An 18017-nucleotide genomic window follows, 5' to 3' on the forward strand; every position below is an offset into this window, starting at 1 on the left:
GGGGGCCGGGGGGGGGGGGGCACCCGGGGTTGGCCGGGGGGGGGGGGGGGGGGGGGCCGCGGGGGGGGGGGGGGGGGGGGGGGGGGGGGGGGGGGCCCGCGGCCCCCCCCCCCCCCCGGCCGTCAGTGACGCCTACCGCTCCGCCCGGCCGGGAGTGAGGCGTGCCGTCCCGCCCGGCCAGGTCGGATGCGTCCGAAAGCAATCTTGCAGGCCTCTGCAACTTTACCTAGGGTGCCGAATACAGGAGAAATGCGACGGTCCGGGCATCGGATCCGTGAGCCGGCCGCCCCGCGGCGGACCGGCCGGCGTTCCCGGTCCCGTGCGGATGGCTCTCCCCCCACGAGAGGCGGCACTCATGACGATCGGCAATCCCCGGCCCTACCCCTTCGAGGTGACCGACGAGCTGTACGTCGAACCGCGTCTGGAACAGCTCCGCGAGAGCGAGCCGTTGTGCCCCGTGCGGCTGCCGCACGGCGAGGCCGCCTGGCTGGTGACCCGGTACGAGGACGTGAAGACGGTCCTGGGCGATCCGCGCTTCAGCCGGGCCCGGGCGGTGACCGAGGACGAGCCCCGGACGCGCCGGCACCGCGGCCTGCCCGGCAACATCCTCGAGTTCGACCCGCCCGAGCACACCCGGCTCAGGCGCGTGGTGGCCAAGGCCTTCACCGCCCGCCGGGTGGAGGAACTGCGAGTGCGCACCCAGGCGATCGCCGACGGGCTCGTCGACGCCATGATCGCCCAGGGGCCGCCCGCCGACCTGGTGGCGGGCTTCGCCCTGCCCCTGCCCGTCACGGTCATCTGCGAACTGCTCGGTGTACCGCTGGAGGACCGGACGCGGTTCCGTCTGTGGTCGGACGCGCTCCTGTCCACCACCCGCTTCACCCTCGAGGAGGTGGAGCGTCACGTCGGCGAACTGGCGGCGTACATGGCCGGCTTGATCGCCGAACGGCGCAAGGAGCCCAAGGACGACCTGCTCGGCGTGATGGTGGCGGCGCGCGACGAGGAGGACCGCCTGACCGAGGACGAACTCGTGGCCATGGGCGTCAGCGTGCTGGTGGCGGGCCACGAGACGACCGCGAGCCAGATCCCCAACTTCGTGTACACGCTGCTCTCCCACCCGGAGCAGCTGGCCCGGCTCCGCGCCGACCTGGACCTCGTGCCCCAGGCCGTGGAGGAGCTCATGCGGTTCGTGCCGCTCGGCGACGCCGGCATCGCCCGCTACGCCCTGGAGGACGTCGAACTGAGCGGCGGGGTGGTGCGCGCCGGCGAACCGGTCGTCACCTCCAACGTGTCGGCCAACCGCGACGGCGCCGTCTACACCTGCCCGGAGAAGCTGGACCTGACCCGGCAGGAGGCCTCGCACCTCGGTTTCGGCCACGGTCCGCACCACTGCCTGGGCGCGCAACTGGCCCGTATGGAACTGCGCGTGACGCTGAGCACGCTGCTGACCCGGCTGCCGGGCCTGCGCCTGGCCGGCACCGACGGCGACCTCGTGCCGAAGGCCGGCACTCAGGTCAAGGGCTTCACGAAGATGCTCGTGACCTGGGACGAGGCATGACCGGCCCGGCCGGCGAGGGTCCGCGGCCCCCGGGCCCGGACGGTCCGTACGGCGCGGAGGGGCGGCCCCCGGACACCGGTGCCGGCGAGGACATGTGGCGTGTACGGGTCGACGAGAAGGCGTGCATGGCCACCGGCATCTGCGCGGGCACCGCGCCCGGACGGTTCCGCGTCCACGACGGCGCCTCGCACCCCACATCCGAGATCATCCCTCCGGCGCCGGAGGTGATCGACGCGGCGGAGTCCTGCCCCATGGAAGCGATCCTGGTGACCCACCGCGGCACCGGCGCCAGGATCGCCCCCGAGGAGTGAGCGCGGCGGGCCCCCGGCCCGCCCGCCACGCCGCACCCCCCCGGCCGGCGGCACCCCGCCGTCGGCCGCGGGCGTGGCCGGCGCGACTACGCTACGGCCATGACGGGCGAGACGAGGACGTCCCACCGGGAGCGGAGCAAGGCCAGACGCAGGGAGGCGATCAGGCGTGCGGGCATGCGCCTGTTCGCCGAGCGGGGCTACGACGGCACGACCATCGCCGACATCGCCGAAGCCGCCGAGGTCGCCCCCCGGACGGTCTCGCTGTACTTCCCCTCCAAGCACGACATCGCCCTGTCCGTGCCCGACGAGATCGCCGCCCGGCTCACCGCCGTCTTCAAGGACCGGCCCGGATACGGGTTCCTGGACGTCGTCGACGCCTGGCTCACCGGCGAGGCGGACGCCCTGGACCCGGAACTGCTGGCGCTGCTCACCGCGATGTTCGAGGCCAATCCCGCGCTCAAGGCGCACGGCAGCAGCCAGCTCACCGAAGCCGTACGTCTCACCGGTCCCGCGCTGGCGGCCGCGACTGGCCTGCCCGAGGCGCACCCGATGAACGCCGTCATCGGCTCCGCCGTGGGCGCCGCCCTGAGCCAGTACTTCGGCACCGTCCTGCGCCACGACGACGCACCTGGGACGCATCCCCTGTTCATGGCCTGTCTGCGCGCCCTGATCGACGCCGCCCGGCAGGGCGCCCCGCGGACCTGACGGTCCCCGCGTACCGCCCCGCCCGTCCTCATCGGCACGTCACGCGTTACGAATGCGAATTCGGGGGCAAGGTGGTGGGGTGGCGGATGTGACACCTGAAGGACAGACCGACCCCCTCGGCACGGAGCGGCCCCGGGAGACCCTCGCGACGATGCCACGGCAGGTGCGCGAGGAGCTGACCCGCAGACTCCGGCGCAGCAGGCGCGCCCTGCGGAAGGAGGACGTCCAGGTCGTCGAGCCGCCGCTGCTCAGGCGGGCGGTCGGCGCCTCCGCCCTCGGGAACTGCATGGAGTGGTTCGACTTCGGCGTCTACAGCTACCTCGCGGCCACCATCGGCAAGGTGTTCTTCCCCGGCGCATCCCCGGGCGCACAGGTGATCTCGTCCTTCGCCACCTTCGCCGCGGCCTTCGTGGTGCGTCCGCTGGGCGGCCTGGTCTTCGGGCCGCTGGGCGACCGCCTGGGCCGGCAGAAGGTTCTCGCCACCACCATGATCATGATGGCGATCGGAACGTTCGCCATCGGCCTGATCCCGAGCTACGGCACCATCGGCATCGCCGCGCCCGTCCTCCTGCTCCTCGCCCGCATGGTCCAGGGCTTCTCCACCGGCGGCGAGTACGGCGGCGCCACCACCTTCGTGGCCGAGTACTCGCCCGACCGCAGGCGCGGCTTCCTCTCCAGCTGGCTCGACTTCGGCACCTTCGTAGGCTACGCGCTGGGCTCCGCCCTGGTCACGGTCCTGAACCTCGCCCTCACCGACGCCCAGATGCTCACCTGGGGCTGGCGCCTGCCGTTCCTGATCGCCGGCCCGCTCGGCGCCATCGGCCTCTACATGCGGCTCAAGCTGGAGGAGTCGCCCGCCTTCCAGCAGCAGCTGGACGAACACGAGAAGAGCCTCGCCCAGAAGTCGGCGGGCAGCGAGTTCAGGACCATCGTCAGGGAACACTGGGCGGCCCTGCTGGTGTGCATGGGCATCGTGCTGCTCTACAACGTCACCAACTACATGGTGACCGGCTACCTGCCCACCTACCAGACCGAGACCCTGCACCGCTCCAGCGGCTCCGCCGACCTGCTGGTGCTGATCGGCATGGTGTGGATCGTGCTGCTCATCACCTTCATCGGCCGGCTCAGCGACCATGTCGGCCGCCGCCCCGTGTACGCGGTCGCGGCGGCGGCGATGATCGTCCTCGCCGTGCCCGCCTTCCTGCTGATCAAGATGCACGGCACCTGGCCGCCGGTCCTCGGCGTGCTGATCCTGTCCACGCTCCTGGCCGGCTTCGCCGCGCCGAGCGCCGCCACCCTGCCCGCGCTCTTCCCGACCGCCGTCAGGTACGCGGCCATGGGCATCGGCTTCAACTTCGCCGTCGCCGCGTTCGGCGGCACCACCCCGCTGGTCACCGCCGCCCTGGTCGGCGCCACCGGCAACGACCTCATGCCCGCCTACTACCTGATCGCGGCCGGTGTCATCGGCCTGGTGACCGTGAAGTTCCTGCCGGAGAGCGCGCAGGTGCCGCTCCACGGGTCCCAGCCGATGGTGGGCTCCGAGCAGGAGCAGCGCGAACTGCTGACCACGTCCGAAGCGCTGTACCGCGACGCCCGCTCACGCAAGGCGGCCTGAGGCCCCGCCCGGGCGCCCGGGCGGGGCCCCTATGCTCCGAGACGGTCGGCGAGTTCGGTGAGCGCGGCGCCCAGGGGCAGGTCGAGGCGTACGGCGGCGAGGTCGTCGCCGCGTGTCGGGCCCTGGTTGACGATGGCGACCGGCTTGCCCTGTTTTGCCGCGCGGCGCACGAACCGCAGACCGGACATCACCGTGAGCGAGGAGCCCGCGACCAGCAGCGCCGAGGCGGCGTCGACCAGCTCGTAGCAGTGCGCGACGCGCGGCTTCGGGACGCTCTCGCCGAAGAAGACGACGTCCGGTTTGAGGGTGCCGGTGCCGCACACCTGGCAGGGCACCGTGTGGAAGTCCGCCTCCTGCTCGCGCGCCGGCTCCGCGTCGCCGTCGGGATTCATCCGGGCGGCGATGTCGCGAAAGCCCGGGTTCGCCTCCCGCAGCCGCTGGTCGAGGTGGGCTCGTGAGACGGTGTTGTGGCAGGTCAGGCAGATCACCCGGTGCAGGCTGCCGTGCAGCTCGACCGCCTCGCGCGTGCCCGCCGCCGCGTGCAGACCGTCCACGTTCTGCGTGATCACTCCCATGACGCGCCCCGCCGCCGCGAGGCGGGCGACCGCCCGGTGCCCGGCGTTCGGCCGGGCGCTGACGATCGTCTCCCAGCCGAGATGGCTGCGGGCCCAGTAGCGGCGGCGGCTGTCCTCGCTGCCGGTGAACTCCTGGTAGGTCATCGGCGTGTGACGGCGGCGGCTGCCCGTGGGCCCGCGGTAGTCGGGGATGCCGGACTCGGTCGAGATGCCGGCGCCGCTGAGCACGAGGACCCGCCCGGCGGCCAGGAGCCGTTCCACCGTCCGCTCCCCGTGGGCGTCGGGCGGCGCGGAGGGCCGCGGTGCGGCGGCACCCGCCGGGGGGTCGGGCAGCGCGCGTACGTCCATGCGGGCAGGGTACGCCGACGCGGAGCGTCCCGCCGCGAGCCGGCCCGCGTATCGGAGCCCTGCCCTCCGGCGTCCCCGCACAGCAGTCCGCCCCGCCGACCACTGTCGGCGGGGCGGACTGCTGTGCGGCGCGCTCGGCGCGCCAGGCGGGGGAGCGGGAGGCGTCAGGCGGCCGTCGCCGCGGCGGGCTGGGGCTCGCTGTAGACGGTCTCCAGGTCGTCGACCGACGAGGCCGACGCGTTGTCGTACTTCGTGCGGTCCAGGATCTTCTCGCGGGCGGAGACGAGGACCGGGATGAGGGCCTGGCCGGCGACGTTGGTGGCGGTGCGCATCATGTCCAGGATCGGGTCGATCGCGAGCAGCAGGCCCACGCCCTCCATCGGCAGGCCGAGGGTGGACAGGGTGAGCGTCAGCATGACCGTCGCGCCGGTCAGACCGGCGGTGGCCGCCGAACCGATCACCGAGACGAACGCGATGAGCAGGTACTCCTTGATGCCCAGCGACACGTCGAAGATCTGCGCCACGAAGATCGCGGAGATGGCCGGGTAGATCGCCGCGCAGCCGTCCATCTTGGTGGTCGCGCCGAACGGCACGGCGAAGGACGCGTAGTCCTTCGGGACGCCGAGGCGGATCGCCGCCTGCTGGGTGACCGGCATGGTGCCGACCGAGGAGCGGGAGACGAACGCCAGCTGGATGGCGGGCCAGGCGCCCTTGAAGAACTGCAGCGGGTTCAGCTTGGCGACGGTGGCGAGCAGCAGCGGGTAGACGCCGAACAGGACCAGCGCGCAGCCGACGTAGATGTCGATGGTGAAGGTCGCGTAGTTGCCGAGCAGGTTCCAGCCGTACTGCACGATCGCGCGGCCGATCAGGCCCGCGGAGCCGATCGGGGCGAGCAGGATCACCCACCACAGCGCCTTCTGCAGCAGCTCCAGGACCGACTCGGAGAGGGTCAGGATCGGCTGGGCCTTCGTGCCGATCTTCAGGATCGCGATGCCGGCGACGACCGCCATGAAGACGATCTGCAGAACGTTGAGCTCGGTGAACGGCGTGACGACGTCCGTCGGGATGATGCCGGTGAGGAAGTCCAGCCAGCTGCCGGCGTGGTCCGGCTTGGCGCCGTCGGCCGCGGTGAGGTCGGAGCCGGAGCCGGGGTTGGAGACCAGTCCGATGACCAGGCCGATGACCACCGCGATCAGCGACGTGATCATGAACCAGAGCAGGGTGCGGCCGGCCAGCCGGGCCGCGTTGTTGACCTTCCGCAGATTGGTGATGGACACCATGATCGCGAAGAAGACCAGCGGGGCCACGGCCAGCTTCAGCAGCTGTACGAAGATGCCGCCCACCTTGTCGAGGGTGGTGGCCAGCCACGACACGTCATAGGTGCGGGCGACGAAACCGAGGACCAGGCCGACGGCGAGGCCGAGCAGGACCTGGGCCCAGAACGGGACGGGTATCCGGAAGCCGGTCTTCGCGGGCTTGGGATCGGTGGTGTTCGCGGACACGGACACACTCCAGCTGAGGACGCACGGAAAGGGACGAGCAACGAGGGGCGACAAGGAAGCGGCGACCGTGAAGAGGCGTCGGCGCCCCGCTGCGACGGGGGATCGCGGTCAGGCGCGACAGGCCGCGGACACGCAGCGGCAGAGATCGACGTGCAGGCGCGCCACGAGCGGTACGCCCATGACGGCGCGCCCGGCCTCGCGGGAGGCGTCGGCGCGGTGCGCGGCTGCTGTCTTCATAAATGAAACGTTAACACTTGTACTTTGAGAACATCAAAGCCGCCCTTTGGGTACGGCGTCGGCGCCGACTCACGACAGCGACCGCACGGCCGCGAACGAGTCCACCAGGGCGTCGGCGTGGGCCAGGCCGCTCTCCTCGGAGATCTCCCTCAACGTCTGCGCACGGCGGACCGTCGCGAACACCACCCGGCCCTCCGACTCGGCGCAGCCGTACACCGCCGGCCGCGGCAGACTGTTGTAGGCCCAGTGCGTCGAGAAGTAGTAGGCGCCCGTGTCGTGCAGCACCACCAGATCGCCCTCGGCCAGCTCGGGCAGCTCCCGGTCGTGCGCCACCACGTCACCGGCGAAGCAGCAGGGCCCGGCCACGTCCTGCCGCACGACCGGCGTCCGCTTCGGGCTGCCGTCCGGTCCGTACGCCGACGCCCGCAGCGGCCAGGCCTCGGGCATGAACACCGTGCGCGTGGCGATGTGCGCCCCTGCGTGGGTGAGGGCGACGCGCCGCCCGCCGGCGTCCTTGACGTACTCGACGACCGCGGCGATGAACCCGTTCTTGGCGAGCAGGGACCGGCCGAACTCGGTGACGACGCGGTACCGCCCGTCGAGCAGGCCCGGCTCGGCGGCCTCGAGCGCGGCGACGTAGTCGGCGTAGGTGGGCAGCGTCCTGTCGTCGGCGAAGTTCACCGGCAGACCGCCGCCGAGGTCGAGACTGGTGACCTGACGGCGCCCGGCCCGCTCGTTGATCTCCTCGGCCAGCCCGTACGCGGCGGCAAGCCCCTCGGCGATCAGCGGCAGCGCACACCCCTGCGAACCGACGTGCGCGTGCAGCCGGGTCAGCCAGGGGCGGCGGAGGAAGGCGTCGACGACCCGCTCGCGGGCGCCCGCGTCCCGCAGCGCCACGCCGAACTTCGAGTGCCGGGTCGCGGTGCTCATGGCCCCGATGGACCCGCCGCCGACCTGCGGATTGACCCGCAACCCCAGCACGGAGGCGCAGCCGGGCGGACGCAGGGCCCCGATCCGTTCCAGCTCGTCGAGATTGTCGGCGTTCACCGCGACCCCCAGAGCGAGCGCCTCCGCGATCTCCGCACGCGTCTTGGCGGGCGCGTCGAGCACGATGCGCTCCGGCGGGAAACCCGCGTCCAGCGCCAGCCGCAGTTCGCCGGGGCTCGCGACCTCGCATCCCATGCCCGTCTCGCGCAGCAGACGCAGCACCGGCACCAGGGAGCACGCCTTCACCGCGAACGTGTGCAGCACCTCCGGCACACGTGTGAACGCCGCGTGCAGCCCGGCCACACTGTCGCGCACGCCTCGGACGTCGATGAACCCGGCCACGGGGTTCGCGGGACCGAGGATCCCTTCGGCCACGGCCTGCCGCAGGGCACGCTCGACGGGCAGCCGGCCGGGAACGGTGTCGGAATCGGGCATCCACGGGCCTCCTCGCTGGAACGGCGACATCACGGGCTCGGTCGCACGCGAGCCTCGCCCGGGCGACGGACCGGGCACCAGCGTCGCGCCCGGCCGCAGGGCACGTCTTCAGACCACCCCACAAAGCCGGAGGACTCCTTCGTACACCCGCACAACACGAAGCGGACGCGCGGCGCCGACGCGACCGGGCCGCTCACGCCGGCGGGGGAGCGGCCAGCCGGGCGGCCACGGTGACCAGCAGCCGGGTGTCCGGATCGTCCAGGTCGACACCATGCCGCTCGCGTACCCGCCTGAGCCGGTAACGCAGGGTGTTGGGATGGACGACGAGCCGCCGCGCGGCGGCCGCGACATCGCCCCCGGAATCGAGGAAGGCGGCCAGACTCCGCAGCAGCTCACCACCCGCGGCCGCGTCCGCCCGCACGAACTCGTGCACCGGCCCCGCGCCCGTCTCCCACACCGGACGCAGCGCGTCCAGCATGCGCAGGGCCTCCAGCGTCGTGCCCACCCCGGCCGCACCGGAGTGGCGCGGCGGCAGGGGACGCCCGGCGGCCACGGCGCGCGCCTCCCGCTCCCGAAGCGCCCTCACCACGAGATCGGCGCGCTCACGGGACCGAGCGGCCCGCACCGACGGGACGACCGGACCGGCCCCCAGCCACACCGGAGCGGCATCGGGCACGGCGTTGGCCAGCAGGTCCAGCTCGCGGACGAGGGCGAGAACCTCCTCCTCGTCCTTCCCTACCCCCTGCTCCCGATCGTCCCGGCCCCGGTTCACCCCCTGTTCCCGATCGTCCCGGCCCCGGTTCCTGACCCCGTCCTCGGCCCCGTTCCGGCCCCTGGCGTCGCGGTCGCCCGGAGGCGGACCGCAGACGACCAGCAGCACCAGACGGGCATCCTCACGCAGCACCTCGGTGCCCGGACGCGACGCCGCGGCCCGCAGGGCCAGCACCTCCAGCCCCCGGTCGGCGTCCGCCGCACGGCGCTCGGCCACGACGACCGCGCACGCCGTGCCGGGGGACAGGCCCAGCGCCCACGCGTGCGTGCGCCGGTCTCCCGAACCGCTCAGGAGACCGCGCAGCGCGGACTCCCGACGCCGCACCGTGCCGCTCTCCCGCAGCCGCTCGCCGGCCAGCAGCGGAGCCGCCAGCGCGGCGGCGGACCGCAGATGCCCGGCGGCGTCGGGAGCCAGCGCGCCGCCGTCGGCCGCGGCCCAGATCGAGCCCAGCACCTCCCGCCCGCTGCGCACCGCGACCACCAGCCGCTCGGGACCGTTCGCGTCGGCAGGCCGGTGGATCACCTCGGCGGAGGTCCACAGGGCGCGCAGCAGGCCGCTGTGGCGCAGCTCGGCGACCCGCCACGCGGGCACCCGGCCGCCGAGGATCGTGGTGCGGCGCAGCGGATCGGCCGTCTCCCCGGTGGCGGAATGGGCCAGGACCCGCAACCGCGTGTCCTCGATGGTGATGGAGCCGCCCACCTGGGCGGCCACGCGCGCCGCCAGCGCGGCGAGCGAGGAGACCGCGCCCGGGTCCGCGGTCGGCGCACCGGCCGGGCCGGGGTGTCCGGCGACGGCGTAGGACAGGGCGCTGCGCAGCAGTGCCGCGGTCTGGGCCCAGTCGGCGCCCTCGGCGCGCACGAGCAGGGCGACGCCGGTCTCCTCGGCGGCCGCGACCAGTCCGGCACGCGCCTGTGCGTCGGCCGCTTCGTCCGTGTGCTCGGGGCCGCTCAGCACCACGGCCGAGGCCCCGCGCCGCGCGGCCTGCCGGACCGTCTCGGGCAGGGCGGGCGCCCCGACGGCCAGGAGCAGGGCGTTCTCCCGGCCCGGCCGCAAGTCGTCCAGGCCCACGGCCACATGACCGATCGGCACGTCCTGACCGGCCGGCGCGCACAGCAGGCGTACGGCCTCCACGTCGTCGAAGGACAGCAGGGCACGAAGGCTCGCGGCGTCCGCGCTCCCGCCAGGAGCCCCGTCGGCCCGCGCCGTCTCGTTCACCGGCCCATCCTCCCGCCCTCGCACGCCCGGCGATCCCCGCCGTCATCGTCGCAGACGGCATCCGTCCGGGACACGTGTGAGCCGGCCAGGGCCCCGACGGCCCTCGGCGACGATTCCGACGGCGCCGAGGGGGATGGCCGGGGCGGGCCGCGACATCCGAGAGCCCCGTGGCCGGCGGGTCGGGCCAGTTCGCCGAGCGCCTCCCAGGTGCGCAACCGGTCGTCCGGACCGCCGAGTTCGCCCGCCGTGACGACGACCTCGGTGGCGCCCGCGTCGCGGTGACGGCGGACCGTGTCGGCCAGGTTCTTCTCGTCGCCGATGGCCGCGAGCTCCACGGGGTGGGCCACGCCGGACTGCTCGGTGACACGGGCGTAGGACCTGGTCGCTCCCACAGTCATGCCGGTGCCGACGCACCTGCCGTGCGAGGGGATTCCGCTCCTGGATGAACAGTGTGCGTCAGCCGGTGCGGCGGCGCGAGGAGCGAGCGAAACGGGCCGCCCCCGGCGAAGGGAGCGGCCCGTTCCTGTGCCCTCGAGGAAGGCGGTGGGATCAGAACAGGATGCGGTAGGTGTTCCAGCCGCCGTTGCCGATCTTCACGCGGGACGCGTACGGGGCGGCGGCGTTGCCGGTGCCCTTGTACAGGTACAGCGCGCCGGTCTTGTCGCGGGCGACAAGGTCGGTTATCCCGTCGATGTCGATGTCACCGACGGAGATCAGCTTGTTGTACGTGTTCCAGCCGCCACCGATCTTCACGCGGGACGCGAACGGGGCCTTGTAGTCGCCGGTGCCCTTGTAGAGCCACAGCACACCCGAGCTGTCCCGGGCGACGATGTCGTCCTTGCCGTCACCGGTCAGGTCGCCCTTGCCGGTGATCTCGTCGTAGGCGTTCCACCCGGAGCCGACCTTGTAGCGCTGGGTCAGCTTGCCGTTGCCGTAGCCGAGGTACAGCCACAGGACACCGGAGCCGTCCCGGGCCAGCAGGTCGTCGGCGCCGGCGCCGCCGAGGTTGCCGGCCGAGAACACCCGGTTGTAGATGTTCCAGCCGCTGCCGATCACCGTGTTCGTGGAAGTGTTCCACTCGGTGTAGGACAGCTTGCCGCTGGTCACGTCCCAGATGCCGTCGGAGAAGCCGTCGGAGTCCTGGTCGACCTGCGTCATGAAGCTGGTGTACTGCCAGCCGCTGCCGCCCGTGTCGTAACGGGAGTCCAGACCGCCCTCGAAGTTGGGGTCGTTCTCCCACAGCTCGCCCGCGCTGTCCACGCCGAACAGGGGGTTGATCTGGGTGTTGCCGAGCCCCGCACGGATGCCGGACTTCGCGGCGCCCGACGGCTTGGCGTCGAGAGCCTTCGAAGCGGAACGGCTTCCGGACGCGTCGGCGGCGAAGGCGGAGCTCGCGCCGGTCGCCACCAGAGCGGCGGTGAGTGCCGCAGCCGTGACACGCGCCACCGTGCGGCGCGTGTTCAGGCCGGAACTTTTGGCCACGTGGGCCCTCCAGTTGGTCGTGAGGATTGGATCGCGGACCGTCGTGCGGCCCGGTGAGACCCAGGGATACCCGACGATCATTTACACGTGTCCTTCACGCGTCAACCAGATTTGCCCCTGGCACGAAAGTGCTACAGAAGTGGGACGTAAGTGAAACATGAGCCGTGCAACCATTTCCGGACTCACCGTCACGAACGGGCCGGTCGGCGCGTCGAAGCCGGCCCGCCCCGACGGCCGATCGTCGGCAGGCCCGCCGCCGGGGGTGGGCTCGTCACTCCAGGCGTGAGGGGCACGGGGGCCCGGCCTGCCCGTGACCGCGGACGACCTCCTGCCGACCGGAAAGGCCGCGTCCGTCGAGGCGCCGGCCGAGTCGTCATGCACCGCCACCGCAGCGGGCGGGAGGTCGGGGAAGCGCCGGCGCCCGCCCCGGGGCCTGCCGGCCGGAAGCCGTCGACCAGGGCGGGCAAGGCAGACAGGGCGGACGCCGCGTCACCTCCGGCGTGTCACCCGGCTTCCCGGTTCAGGACCCGGCGGGCCGCCTCGGCCTCCGCCGCCGGCGGAGACAGCTCGTCGAGGGTGTCGAGTTCGTCGTCCGCCTCGAGCTCCCGCTCCCAGGCCGCGGCGAGCCGCTCCTGCTCCTCGCGCGATCTGGCGCCGACGGTCTCCCGGTGGTCCGGGTCCAGGGCCGCCAGGAATCGTCCGACCGAGTCCGTCGGCATACTGTGCTCCTTGTCGCGTTCATCCATGTCTTCCGGCCTGCCCTCGGCCGCACACCGGGCTCCCGTACCGCGGACCGACGCGCGGCCGGCGCGGACCCACTCCCGGTCCGCGCCGACGCGCACACGTCACTGGGCAGGTTCGGCCGAGTCGAGGTGGGCGAACACCACGACGTTCGACTCGTAGTCCTGGATGGTGCGGTTGTAGCTGCCGCCGCACGTGATCAGCCGCAGCTCCGGATCCGAAGTGTCGGCGTACACCTCGTCGTTGGGGAAGTCAGCCTTGCTGAAGGTGTCGACGGCGTCGACCTTGAAGCTCGCCACGACGCCGTCCGACCGCGTGATGTCGATGCGGCTGCCGGGCTCGAGCGTCGACAGCTGGGCGAACACCGCGGGCCCGGTCTTCGTGTCGACGTGGCCCACGACGATCGACGCACCGCGCTCACCCGGCGAGGCCCCGTCCTGGAACCAGCCGACCAGGTTGGTGTCCTCTGCCGGTGGCGGGTCGAGCTGTCCGGAGGCGCCGATGGACAGGCCGGTGAACGGCGCGTCCACGTCGATGTCCGGGATCGAGATCCGCTTCGGCGCCGATCGCGGCAGCGCGATGCCGTCGGGGCTGGCGGATGTCTTGGGGTGGGGGAAGGCTGAGGCGGCAGTCGTGGGGCGTGCCGGATACGGCAGGCTCGCCCGCGTGGTGCCGAGTGAGTTGTGGATCAGGACGAGACCCAGTCCGACCGCTGCTGCGGGCCACAACAGCCGACGTCGGCGAGGACCCGTCGTGCGCCCGTTCTCGGGCTGCTCCGTCTGGGACGGCTGCTGCACGGCCATGCTCGGTGCCTTTCATGAACCGGTGGTGATGGGGCGATGCGGGCCGGCGGTCACGCCGTCGCCTCGGCCCCTGCCACGCTCCGGGCGAAGCGCCCGGAGCGCGCGGGGCTACCGAACCCGCGACAGCGGAGCGTGGCCGTCCGGAACCCGGTCAGGCAACCGAGCCGTCCGAGGCACGCCGGCGTCGCAGCATGTAGGCACCGACTCCCAGGCCACCGAGCACCAGCGCGGCGCCCGCGCCCATGCCGTTCGTGGACTGGGCGAGACCGCCGCCGCCGGCGTGGACGCCGCCGTGGGGCTTGCCCTTGCCGCGGCCGCCTTCGTCGCCGCCGTGGTCGCCGCCACGGCCGCCTTCGTCGCCGCCGCGGTCGCCGCCGCGGCCGCCTTCGTCGCCCCCGCGGTCGCCGCCACGGCCACCTTCGTCGCCGCCGCGGCCGCCCTCGTCCGAGGAGCCGTTGTCGCCCATCGCCATGGCGAGTGCGCCGCCGCCGGCGTGGACGCCGCCGTGGGGCTTGCCCTTGCCGCGGCCGCCTTCGTCGCCGCCGCGGTCGCCGCCGTGGTCGCCACCGCGGCCGCCTTCGTCGCCGCCGCGGCCGCCGCCCCGCGAGGAGCCGTCGTCGCCGCCGTTGTCCTCGGAGTCCCCGCCCTTGGCCGTGGCGACGGTGCTGTGGGAGACCACGCCCGACGAAGCCGAGAGCGCGGCCGCGCTCACGGCACCGGCGCCGGGAGTGGAGAGTGCCACGGCGGTGGCGACCGCCGCGGAGGTGAACAGAGTACGGGTGATACGCATGGGTGTTCCCTTCGCCATTCGAGACGTCACGACTCCCGCCCTTCGGGATCACAGTCGCGACGTGATCACCTTGAGCGGGCTCGCGTCCGCGCACCACTTGAGAGCCGCATTCGGAGCACTGGGTGACTCGTGCCGGCCGTGTCCTCGGGGCGTCGCGGGAGCACATGTGCCACCCGACAGGTGACCGTGAGCAGGCCGTTCGGTCGCGCGGCGCAGCCGACGGGGCATCATCCCGTCGAATCCGATCTGCCGGTCCGACACCCCGCCGAAAGCCTGAACGCCGCTGACGGTGTGTGTGGAGAACGGACCCGGAGGTGTGTGCCCGCCGTGAGCCGTCCCCGGGGCGCACACCCGGTCCCCGATCCGGATGCCCGGTCCGCGACCGACGAGGGGGCACGGGTGGTCAGGAAGGTCGCGCGGACACGTAGCCCGCTACCCGATGTCCGGAGCCCGGAGCCCGGAGCCCGGAGCCCGGAGCCCGGACCACGCCACCGGCCGCGGCCCCCGGGCGCGCCGAGCCACCACCCCGACCCCGCATCACCACCCCGACCCCGCATCACCACCCTGCCCCTGCATCACCACCCTGCCCCCGCACCGGCACTCCGCGCCTGCACTCACACCTGGCCCACACCCGTCCCAGGCAATGCCCCCGGGCCAAGCCCACCCCGCGGCCACCCCCCGACACGGGGTACGGCGGACCCGCGGCCGTAAGCGGCATCCGCGATCCGTGGCTCCCGCGCCGACGAGAGCGCACACGTAGGCGGGCCCCGGCCGCCCGGCCTCGGGCAGCCACCGGCAACGAGCCGGGCCGGTCACCCGCCCCGTGAAGACCCGCTGGCGCAACACCACGACAGAGTCGAGCAGTTGATCTCGACGTCGTGCCACCCGTGCTCGAGGCCACCACGCTCACCTGGCGAATATCCTCGCCGAATGCCCGAAGCAGCCGAGAAGTTCGACACCGACACAGCGATGACCAACTGGAAGAAGTGGCAGGACGCGCCCTGGGGCCGACTGCGCTACACGGTCGCCGAGGCCAATCTGCTCCGCCACCTCGACGGCCTGGGCGAGGGATCCCTGCGCGTGCTCGACCTCGCCGGCGGGGACGGCGGCGACGCCGTCCGCCTCGCGGCCCGGGGGCACCATGTCACCGTCGTCGACCACGCGCTGCCTCGCCCCCGACGCGTCTCACGTCGCGGTGTGAGGCATGCCCCGCTAGTTGACGTGACGTCAGTGACCGACTGACGGTGATGCCTTCGGTCTTCGTTGGCCGACGGCAGCCCGCCTGCCTTCCTGTCCGTCGGCGGCACGCCGGCGTGCGTCACGCTGAGTGGACCGACTGCGCGAGTCCCGGCGCCCCCGACCGCTGATGCCCGTCGCCGTGCCCCGCCCCGCCCCGCCCACGGCCGGCGTCCGGCCGCCCCGTCACGGAGAGGGCCGCTCCACGGCCGGCGCCACGGCAGACGGTGCATCGGCCGCCGGGGCCACAACCGACGCCGTATCGGCCGATGCGGCCGCAGCCGACTCGCGAACGGCCGGCGGAGCCACAACGGACCCGGCGCCGGCCCACGGCGATTCGTCTGAAGGCTCCTCGGCCGAACGCTCCCGCGCCGGTGCGGGAGCCGCGGCCGCGAGCGCGCGCCCTCTCCCTCGCCCGGCGTTCGCGACGACGCCGGTGAGCGCGCCCGCGAGCAGCCCCCAGAAGGCGGAGCCGATGCCCAGGAGCGTGACACCGGACGCGGTGGCGAGGAAGGTGACGACCGCGGCCTCCCGCGACGACCGGTCGGACAGGGCCGTGCCCAGGGCGTTCTCGATCGTGGCCAGCAGGCCGACGCCCGCGGTGGCGAGCACGAGGGCCTGCGGCATGGCCGTGAGCAGCGAGGCGACCGTGGCGCCGAACACCCCGACGCAGAGGTAGAAGATCCCGGCCCACACGGCGGCGACGTAGCGCCTGTCCCGGTCCGGGTGCGCCTCCTCGCCGGTGCAGATCGCGGCGGTGATGGCGGCGAGGTTCAGACCGAAGGCGCCGAGCGGGGCGAGCAGGACGTTGACCGCGCCGGTCCACGTCATCAGTGGCGACACGGGCACGTCGTAGCCGGAGTTGCGCAGCACGGCGACTCCCGGCAGGTTCTGCGAGGCCATCGTCACCACGAACAGCGGCACACCGACGCTGACGAGCACCTTCCAGTCGAAGTCCGGCGCCACGAAGGCCGGCGAGGCGAGCGAGACGCGCAGGCCGTCCAGCCGCCATCCGCCGGTGACGACCGTGGCGAGGACGCCGGCGGCGAGTGCGACCAGCACCGCGTACCGCGCCGCGAACCGGCGCGCCAGGAGGTAGCACACGAACATGGGGAAGGCCACCGCGAAGTTCCCGTGCATCGTGCTGAACAGACCGGTGCCGAACCGCAGCAGCACCCCGGCGAGCAGGGCCGCGGTGAGCGACACGGGGATGCGGTCCATGACGCGGGCGAACCATCCGGTCACGCCGGTGACGAGGACGAGCAGCGCCGAGAAGACGAACGCGCCGACGGCCTGCCCCATCGTCACCCCGGTCAGGGCGGTCGCGAGCAGCGCGGCGCCGGGCGTCGACCACGCGGTGACGACGGGCGTGCGGTACCGCAGCGAGAGGCCGACGCAGGTGACGGCGAGCCCGACACCGAGCGCGAACATCCAGGAGCCGATCTCCCGCGGGCCCGCGCCCGCGGCTTTCGCCGCGGTGAACACGAGCGCGGCCGAGCTGGTGACGCCCACGGTGACGGCGATCAGGCCGGCGGCCACCGCCGACGGCGGGGCGGCCGCGCGGAGGCGGCCGGTGAAGGAGGACATACGGGGCAACTTCCGAGGACGGGGGGCGCGGCGGGTGTCCGGACGAGGACCGGCCCGGGGTGCGGCGGCGAGCGTTCCACATACAGAACGTTCTGTTTGTGGAACACTAGAGAGGAGGGCGGAACCCGTCAACCACGGCGACGAGAGCGGGAGCGCGATCCGGCGATGGGGCTGAACGACGAAGTGGGACGCAGGATCCGGGAGCTGCGCGCGGCCCGGGGCCTTTCGCTCTCGGAGCTGGCGCGCCGCTCGGGTGTGGGCAAGGGCACGCTCTCGGAGCTGGAGAGCGGCACGCGCAACCCGACGCTCGAAACCCTCTACGCGCTGACCACGGCGCTCAACCGGCCGCTCAGCGCGGTGCTCGACGACGATCCGCCGCCGCGTGCCGAGCGGCACGCGGCGGCCGTCTCCGGCAGCGCGGTCACAGCGGTCCTGATCGAGCGGCACGAGGACGACGACGCCGTCACCGACGTCTTCCGGATCACCATCGCCGCCGGCGCCACGCAGGAGTCTGCCGCGCACGTCCCCGGCACGACGGAGAGCCTGACGATCCTGAGCGGCACGGCCCTCGTGGGCGTGCTGGGCGCGCCGAGCACCGTCGGGCCCGGCGGGACGGTGTGCTGGCCGGCCGACACCGCGCACCTTTACCACGCCCCGCACGGCGACGTGCACGGCATCCTTCTCGTGCGCTACCGGGCCGCCGCGCTCTGAGCGGCGGCCCGGCGAGGCGGGAGGGCTGGTTCGGCCACGCGGGTGTCAGGGGGCGGGTGGCTCGTCGGCTGGTTCGTCCGCGGGACGGGAGAGAAGGGAGTCGAACGCGTCCATGCCGAGCAGAAGCAGCAGCATCGCCACCGGCATGCACAGCGCTATCACGACCACGACCATGGAGCCTCCCAGGGGAAGCGCGATCGGACCCCTGCGGCCCAGCCGCACACCTGCCGCGTGCGGCTGCGGGGCCCTCCTCAGGATGCCGTCCGACGGAGTGACGCGCATCTCGTCATCACCGGACCGGCCCAGAACGCCGACGCCACCGGCGCGGAGGCCGACCCCCGGCAGTGCCGGGCCGCCCCCTGGCATGACGAGGTGCTGATCGTCCCGGACGGACGCGAAGGCCGGGC

18 protein-coding genes are annotated in these 18017 nt (G+C 73.2%); 6 read left to right on the forward strand and 12 right to left on the reverse strand.

The genetic code is table 11. The features are described from left to right. The first annotated feature begins 355 nt into the window (after positions 1-355). The 4 genes from ACH5A8_RS33360 (at position 356) to ACH5A8_RS33375 (ending at position 4189) form a co-directional block, all read left to right on the forward strand. Positions 356-1558: a cytochrome P450 gene (locus tag ACH5A8_RS33360; protein WP_399007743.1), complete on the forward strand. Its 1203-nt coding sequence runs from the start codon at positions 356-358 to the stop codon at positions 1556-1558. Beyond that, positions 1555-1869, forward strand: a complete 315-nt coding sequence (locus tag ACH5A8_RS33365) for a ferredoxin (RefSeq protein WP_399007744.1) — start codon at positions 1555-1557, stop codon at positions 1867-1869. Before ACH5A8_RS33360 ends, ACH5A8_RS33365 begins: the two co-directional genes overlap by 4 nt. 99 nt (positions 1870-1968) lie before the next feature. Beyond that, positions 1969-2574 carry a TetR/AcrR family transcriptional regulator gene (locus tag ACH5A8_RS33370; RefSeq protein WP_399007745.1) on the forward strand — a complete coding sequence of 202 codons (606 nt, stop codon included), beginning with the start codon at positions 1969-1971 and terminating at the stop codon, positions 2572-2574. Positions 2575-2626: 52 nt separating this feature from the next. Further along, positions 2627-4189 carry an MFS transporter gene (locus ACH5A8_RS33375; RefSeq protein ID WP_399007746.1) on the forward strand — a complete coding sequence of 521 codons (1563 nt, stop codon included), beginning with the start codon at positions 2627-2629 and terminating at the stop codon, positions 4187-4189. 29 nt (positions 4190-4218) lie between these two features. On the opposite strand, the gene ACH5A8_RS33380 is transcribed toward ACH5A8_RS33375, so the two are convergent. The 10 genes from ACH5A8_RS33380 to ACH5A8_RS33425 form a co-directional block, all read right to left on the reverse strand. Continuing rightward, entirely contained in the window at positions 4219-5112 is an 894-nt protein-coding gene (locus ACH5A8_RS33380) for an NAD-dependent protein deacetylase (RefSeq protein ID WP_399007747.1), read from the reverse strand. Between the two features lie 164 nt (positions 5113-5276). Continuing rightward, on the reverse strand, positions 5277-6614 hold the full coding sequence (locus tag ACH5A8_RS33385) for a dicarboxylate/amino acid:cation symporter (protein ID WP_399007748.1): 1338 nt from the start codon (positions 6612-6614) through the stop codon (positions 5277-5279). Between the two features lie 108 nt (positions 6615-6722). Next, complete coding sequence (locus tag ACH5A8_RS33390) at positions 6723-6851, reverse strand: hypothetical protein (protein WP_399007749.1); 129 nt, start codon at positions 6849-6851, stop codon at positions 6723-6725. Between the two features lie 69 nt (positions 6852-6920). Beyond that, positions 6921-8273 carry a diaminopimelate decarboxylase gene (locus tag ACH5A8_RS33395; protein WP_399007750.1) on the reverse strand — a complete coding sequence of 451 codons (1353 nt, stop codon included), beginning with the start codon at positions 8271-8273 and terminating at the stop codon, positions 6921-6923. A 193-nt stretch (positions 8274-8466) separates the two neighbouring features. Beyond that, the gene (locus ACH5A8_RS33400; RefSeq protein WP_399007751.1) at positions 8467-10260 is read right to left on the reverse strand and encodes a helix-turn-helix domain-containing protein; all 1794 of its coding nucleotides are present in this window, start codon (positions 10258-10260) and stop codon (positions 8467-8469) included. Beyond that, the gene (locus ACH5A8_RS33405) at positions 10257-10658 is read right to left on the reverse strand and encodes a hypothetical protein (RefSeq protein WP_399007752.1); all 402 of its coding nucleotides are present in this window, start codon (positions 10656-10658) and stop codon (positions 10257-10259) included. Before ACH5A8_RS33405 ends, ACH5A8_RS33400 begins: the two co-directional genes overlap by 4 nt. 151 nt (positions 10659-10809) lie before the next feature. Next, complete coding sequence (locus tag ACH5A8_RS33410; RefSeq protein WP_399007753.1) at positions 10810-11742, reverse strand: FG-GAP repeat domain-containing protein; 933 nt, start codon at positions 11740-11742, stop codon at positions 10810-10812. A 503-nt stretch (positions 11743-12245) separates the two neighbouring features. Next, positions 12246-12461 (reverse strand): hypothetical protein, encoded by a 216-nt coding sequence (locus ACH5A8_RS33415; protein ID WP_399007754.1) that lies wholly within the window; start codon positions 12459-12461, stop codon positions 12246-12248. Positions 12462-12587: 126 nt separating this feature from the next. Next, entirely contained in the window at positions 12588-13286 is a 699-nt protein-coding gene (locus tag ACH5A8_RS33420) for a class F sortase (protein WP_399007755.1), read from the reverse strand. Positions 13287-13437: 151 nt separating this feature from the next. Continuing rightward, positions 13438-14076 carry a hypothetical protein gene (locus tag ACH5A8_RS33425; protein WP_399007756.1) on the reverse strand — a complete coding sequence of 213 codons (639 nt, stop codon included), beginning with the start codon at positions 14074-14076 and terminating at the stop codon, positions 13438-13440. A gap of 930 nt (positions 14077-15006) precedes the next feature. On the opposite strand from ACH5A8_RS33425, the gene ACH5A8_RS33430 reads away from it, so the two are divergent. Next, a complete protein-coding gene (locus ACH5A8_RS33430) occupies positions 15007-15318 on the forward strand; it encodes a hypothetical protein (protein WP_399007757.1) in 312 nt (103 codons plus the stop codon). Positions 15319-15498: 180 nt separating this feature from the next. Here the strand turns inward: ACH5A8_RS33430 and ACH5A8_RS33435 are convergent, their stop codons facing one another. Next, positions 15499-16899 (reverse strand): benzoate/H(+) symporter BenE family transporter, encoded by a 1401-nt coding sequence (locus tag ACH5A8_RS33435; RefSeq protein ID WP_399007758.1) that lies wholly within the window; start codon positions 16897-16899, stop codon positions 15499-15501. Positions 16900-17064: 165 nt separating this feature from the next. Between ACH5A8_RS33435 and ACH5A8_RS33440 the strand changes: the two genes are divergently transcribed. Continuing rightward, entirely contained in the window at positions 17065-17610 is a 546-nt protein-coding gene (locus tag ACH5A8_RS33440; RefSeq protein WP_399007759.1) for a helix-turn-helix domain-containing protein, read from the forward strand. Positions 17611-17655: 45 nt separating this feature from the next. On the opposite strand, the gene ACH5A8_RS33445 is transcribed toward ACH5A8_RS33440, so the two are convergent. Next, entirely contained in the window at positions 17656-17784 is a 129-nt protein-coding gene (locus ACH5A8_RS33445) for a hypothetical protein (protein ID WP_399007760.1), read from the reverse strand. Positions 17785-18017: the final 233 nt, after the last annotated feature.

Origin of the sequence: Streptomyces sp. NPDC018610, from assembly GCF_044391765.1 — a bacterium.
Taxonomy (GTDB): domain Bacteria; phylum Actinomycetota; class Actinomycetes; order Streptomycetales; family Streptomycetaceae; genus Streptomyces.

What these genes read in the sequence shown, in the direction of transcription:
- ACH5A8_RS33360 (WP_399007743.1), top strand. Translation starts at nt 356, where the DNA reads ATGACGATCGGCAATCCCCGGCCCTACCCCTTCGAGGTGACCGACGAG.
- ACH5A8_RS33365 (WP_399007744.1), top strand. Translation starts at nt 1,555, where the DNA reads ATGACCGGCCCGGCCGGCGAGGGTCCGCGGCCCCCGGGCCCGGACGGT.
- ACH5A8_RS33370 (WP_399007745.1), top strand. Translation starts at nt 1,969, where the DNA reads ATGACGGGCGAGACGAGGACGTCCCACCGGGAGCGGAGCAAGGCCAGA.
- ACH5A8_RS33375 (WP_399007746.1), top strand. Translation starts at nt 2,627, where the DNA reads ATGCGAATTCGGGGGCAAGGTGGTGGGGTGGCGGATGTGACACCTGAA.
- ACH5A8_RS33380 (WP_399007747.1), bottom strand. Translation starts at nt 5,112, where the DNA reads ATGGACGTACGCGCGCTGCCCGACCCCCCGGCGGGTGCCGCCGCACCG.
- ACH5A8_RS33390 (WP_399007749.1), bottom strand. Translation starts at nt 6,851, where the DNA reads ATGAAGACAGCAGCCGCGCACCGCGCCGACGCCTCCCGCGAGGCCGGG.
- ACH5A8_RS33395 (WP_399007750.1), bottom strand. Translation starts at nt 8,273, where the DNA reads ATGCCCGATTCCGACACCGTTCCCGGCCGGCTGCCCGTCGAGCGTGCC.
- ACH5A8_RS33405 (WP_399007752.1), bottom strand. Translation starts at nt 10,658, where the DNA reads ATGACTGTGGGAGCGACCAGGTCCTACGCCCGTGTCACCGAGCAGTCC.
- ACH5A8_RS33415 (WP_399007754.1), bottom strand. Translation starts at nt 12,461, where the DNA reads ATGCCGACGGACTCGGTCGGACGATTCCTGGCGGCCCTGGACCCGGAC.
- ACH5A8_RS33420 (WP_399007755.1), bottom strand. Translation starts at nt 13,286, where the DNA reads ATGGCCGTGCAGCAGCCGTCCCAGACGGAGCAGCCCGAGAACGGGCGC.
- ACH5A8_RS33425 (WP_399007756.1), bottom strand. Translation starts at nt 14,076, where the DNA reads ATGCGTATCACCCGTACTCTGTTCACCTCCGCGGCGGTCGCCACCGCC.
- ACH5A8_RS33430 (WP_399007757.1), top strand. Translation starts at nt 15,007, where the DNA reads ATGCCCGAAGCAGCCGAGAAGTTCGACACCGACACAGCGATGACCAAC.
- ACH5A8_RS33435 (WP_399007758.1), bottom strand. Translation starts at nt 16,899, where the DNA reads ATGTCCTCCTTCACCGGCCGCCTCCGCGCGGCCGCCCCGCCGTCGGCG.
- ACH5A8_RS33440 (WP_399007759.1), top strand. Translation starts at nt 17,065, where the DNA reads ATGGGGCTGAACGACGAAGTGGGACGCAGGATCCGGGAGCTGCGCGCG.
- ACH5A8_RS33445 (WP_399007760.1), bottom strand. Translation starts at nt 17,784, where the DNA reads ATGGTCGTGGTCGTGATAGCGCTGTGCATGCCGGTGGCGATGCTGCTG.